The 3,470-nt window shown below is 73.1% G+C and carries 3 protein-coding genes and 1 pseudogene; 3 read left to right on the top strand and 1 reads right to left on the bottom strand.

Annotated elements, in window-relative coordinates; genetic code table 11:
* Positions 1–758: TIGR02677 family protein (locus ACTIR_RS0107820; RefSeq protein WP_034238884.1), on the bottom strand; the 758-nt coding region annotated here is incomplete at its 3' end.
* A gap of 374 nt (positions 759–1,132) precedes the next feature.
* Here ACTIR_RS0107820 and ACTIR_RS0107815 point away from each other — a divergent pair.
* From ACTIR_RS0107815 to ACTIR_RS26400, 3 genes and pseudogenes are all read left to right on the top strand, one after another.
* Positions 1,133–2,419: a PQQ-binding-like beta-propeller repeat protein gene (locus ACTIR_RS0107815; protein ID WP_026453850.1), complete on the top strand. Its 1,287-nt coding sequence runs from the start codon at positions 1,133–1,135 to the stop codon at positions 2,417–2,419.
* Positions 2,420–2,590: 171 nt separating this feature from the next.
* Positions 2,591–2,950, top strand: a complete 360-nt coding sequence (locus tag ACTIR_RS0107810; RefSeq protein ID WP_026453849.1) for a BlaI/MecI/CopY family transcriptional regulator — start codon at positions 2,591–2,593, stop codon at positions 2,948–2,950.
* Positions 2,947–3,470, top strand: a pseudogene (locus ACTIR_RS26400) (M56 family metallopeptidase); the annotation flags it as partial. The gene ACTIR_RS0107810 and the pseudogene ACTIR_RS26400, both read left to right, overlap by 4 nt.

The following is a 3,470-nucleotide window of genomic DNA, read 5'->3' as shown; positions in this document are numbered from 1 at the left end:
CACGCGGGCGCCGGGTCACCGCCCGGCGTCGGCGCCAGGTCCGCCCCGGCCAGCGCCCGCTCGTGCAGCACGGAGACACCGTGCTCCTCGACGCGGGTGATGCCGCCCGCGATGGCGTGCGCGCGGGTGTCCAGGTTCGTCACAAACTCCTGCAGGTAGGCCACGGTCGCGTTCTTCACCTCGTGGAAGGTGGTCAGATCGGCCCCGTCGTCGCGCAGCAGACGTTGCAGCTCACCGTTGAACTGCGTGGTGTTCGTGCGCAGCGCCTCCAGGTGGTGCTCCAGTTCGGACAGCGTGGTGAACACCGTCCGGTCGGCCGAGGCCGGGTCGGCGAGCAGCCGGTGCAGCTGGGCGAGCCGGTCGGCGATCGCGTCCAGCACCGCCGTCTGCAACGCCCCGCTGGAGGCGAGCACGGACAACGCCTGCCGCACCCCCGCGAACGCGGCCTCGCCGCGCCGGGTCAGCGAGTACTGCAGGTTGCGCCGCTCGAACTCCTCGGCCGTGCGGTAGTTCCCGCCGTGATCCTGGGTGACGTCCACCAGCCCCCAGTCCCGCAGACTGCCGAGCGCGCGGGCGAGGTCGTCGTCGGACAGCGCGTCGAACCACCCGGCCTCGCGCAGCCGCGCGCGCACCTGGTCGAGCCCGAGCGAGGTCTCCAACTCTTCGTTCGCCTCGGAGAAGGCGTGCAACACCGCGGTGTAGACGTCGGCGTGCTCCCCCACACTGAACCGGAACAACTCGGGCGGCACCCGCTCCATACCCACCTCCCGTCAGAACGCCCCGCCAGGCTACGGGTCGGGGGCGACACGCCGGGTGGAGATCGTCCAGGGGAGCGGGGCGACGGATAGGGTGCGTGGCGAAGTAAAGAGAAAGCGCAGTCCCGACCTGCATCGTTGCTGTTCATCGAGTGTATTCCCCGCGCGTGCGGGGGTGTTCCGACTGGCAGTGCACCACCCACCGGGCCGCCTCGGTGTTGCCCGCGCATGCGGGGGTGCTGATCGCTTGGCGTGCCGAACGGCAGGCCGTTGTCTCCCCGCGTATGCGGGGGTTCCCGGGGCCCTGTCCGTAGGTGGTCGCCGGGTGATCCACGAGTCGTCTACTATCGCGGCTAGTAGTAAGGCTCGGAGGTTTCATGCGACACGCTGCATCCGGTCGGCTCCCGGCACTCGTGCTGGGGGTCGGGCTTCTCGTGGGCGCCTGTGGTGCGCCGGTGGAGGACACCACGGCATCCGGGGCCGGTGATTCCGGGCCCGCGTTGCCGGAGCCGCGGCTGGACACGTCCACCTCGGCGCCGCTGCCACCTCCCGGGGGAGGCGAGGCGCCGGTGCTGGCGCAGCCGGAGGCGGCCTGGAAGGCGCCGTTCGACGACGTCCCCTACCCGGCGGGCGACAACCTGGTGGGGATCCGGTTCCCCGCCGACGACGAGTCGGAGTTGGGGATCGTCGGGGTGGCGCCGTCCGGGGAGACCCGGTGGACGGTGTGGACCAACCCCTCGTGCGTCGGGTACGGCGTGACCGAGGTCGGTGACCGGCCCGGTGCGGTGGTGCTGGCCAGTGACGCGGACAACCGCGACGGCGAGATCGCGACGAAGACCAGCGCGAACGTGTACGACACCGCCGACGGGAGCCGGTTGTGGGGTCCGACGTCCGTGCCCGGCCCGTTGCAGGGGCCGGGGCTGATCTTCGGCCGGGTGGCGAACTCGGTCGTCGGCGGGGAGTCGGGGAAGCGGGTGATGCTGGCCGCCGACACGGGGAAACCCGTCGAGCCGCCGGTGGACGGGGCGGTCGCGCTCTACGAACACCACGGCGCGGGTCTGTTCGGCCACGACGGGAAGCTCACCGCGCTGGACACCGGCAGCGGGGACACCCTGTGGCGGTCGTCGGAGCTGGAGTTGCCGTCCGGGTGGTCCGGGACCGACCGGGTGGAGCTGTTGGAGGGCACCCAGGGTTCGGACGAAGGCGTGGTGGCGCTGCGCTGGTCCGGCGACGGGGGTGAGCGCACCAGCCTGCACGACCTGCGCACCGGCGAACTGCTCGCCGCGCTCGGGGACGAGACCGAGTTCCGGTCGGTGGTCGACCCGGACAGCGGCACGCTGGTCGTCAGCGGCCTGGACGGCTACCGCGTCACGCGCGCGTTCGACCTGCGCACCGCGGAGTCCCGGTGGACCGACGACGGCGCCGACGGGTTGCTCGACGTCACCCTCGCCGAGAGCGGCGTGGGGTACGGCACGCGCTCCGGCACGCCCGTGGCGGTCGACCTGCGCACGGGGCTGACGATCGACCGCGGCGAGGGCTCCGCGCCGGTCGCGGCGTCCGACGCCGGCGTGCTGATCACCCCGGCCCCGCGCTCCGAGAACGCGGAACCCACCGACCGCACCGCGGGCGCCACCCCCGGCTACCTCGCCCACCACCGCCGCTGACCGCACACCCAGGTGCGGCGGGGGCGGGTTGTGTCGTGAGGGGCACATTCCCTGCATCCGGCGCAGTGAATGTGCCCCTCACGGCACCACACGCAGGGAAAGTGCCCTTCACGGCAACACCCCACGGCGGGGGGCGGCCGTTATCATCGCCGGTGGTGGAAAGGGGGCTGCATGCGTGGGCTCGGGGAGCTGGAGGCTCGGGTGATGGACGTGTTGTGGTCGGCGGACGCGCCGCTGCGGGTGCGCGCGGTGCTCGACCGGCTCGACAGTGACCGGCCGCTGGCCTACACGACGGTGATGACCGTGCTGGACAACCTGCACGGCAAGGGCTACGTCCGGCGCCACCGCGCGGGTCGTGCCTACGAGTACACCGCCGTGGAGTCCCGGGAGGAGGTCGGCGCGCGGCTGCTGCGGGAGGTTCTGCAGTCCAGCGGGGACACCGAGCAGGTGTTGCTGCACTTCGCGCGGTCGGCGAGCCCGGAGGAGTCCGACATCCTCCGTCGTGCGCTGGGCAGGAGGGATCCGTCGTGACCGTCGCGCTCGGGCTGCTGGTGGCGGCCGTGTTCCTCGGTGTCCTCGGGCCCGTCCTGCTGCGCCGGGTGGTGACGCCGGAGGTGCGGCCCGGTCTCGCGTTGGCGGGCTGGGTGAGCGCGGTCACGGCGATGCTGGGGACGGCCTCGGCGGCGGCGACGTTGCTGGTGCTGCCGCACCCCTCCGGGGTCGACGGCCTGCTGGGGGTGGCGAACAGTTGCGTCAACGCCCTGCGTGACGGCCGGATGCCCTGGGACGACGTCGCCCGGCTCGGCCCCGCGGCCGCGGTGTTCGGGCTGCTCGCGTGGGTGGCGTCGGTGGCGGTGCGTAAGACCGCCCGGTACCGGCGGTGGCGGCGCGAGCACCTGAGCGTGCTCGGTTCGGTGTGCCGGTGCGAGGAATCGGTGTTCTGGCTGGACGAGGCCGCCCCCGTCGCCTACAGCGTGGGCGGGCGGCGCGGCACCGTGGTCGCCACCAGCGGGGTGCGGCGGCTCGGCGCGTCCGAACGGGCGGCCGTGCT

It is taken from the genome of Saccharomonospora iraqiensis subsp. iraqiensis, assembly GCF_000430445.1.
Taxonomy (GTDB): Bacteria; Actinomycetota; Actinomycetes; order Mycobacteriales; family Pseudonocardiaceae; genus Saccharomonospora; species Saccharomonospora iraqiensis.
Note: the sequence above shows the minus strand (reverse complement) of the source record. Positions and strands in the feature narration are given on the sequence as shown.

Excerpts from the sequence above, each read along its gene's own strand:
- ACTIR_RS0107815 (WP_026453850.1), top strand. The coding sequence starts at position 1,133 with ATGCGACACGCTGCATCCGGTCGGCTCCCGGCACTCGTGCTGGGGGTC.
- ACTIR_RS0107810 (WP_026453849.1), top strand. The coding sequence starts at position 2,591 with ATGCGTGGGCTCGGGGAGCTGGAGGCTCGGGTGATGGACGTGTTGTGG.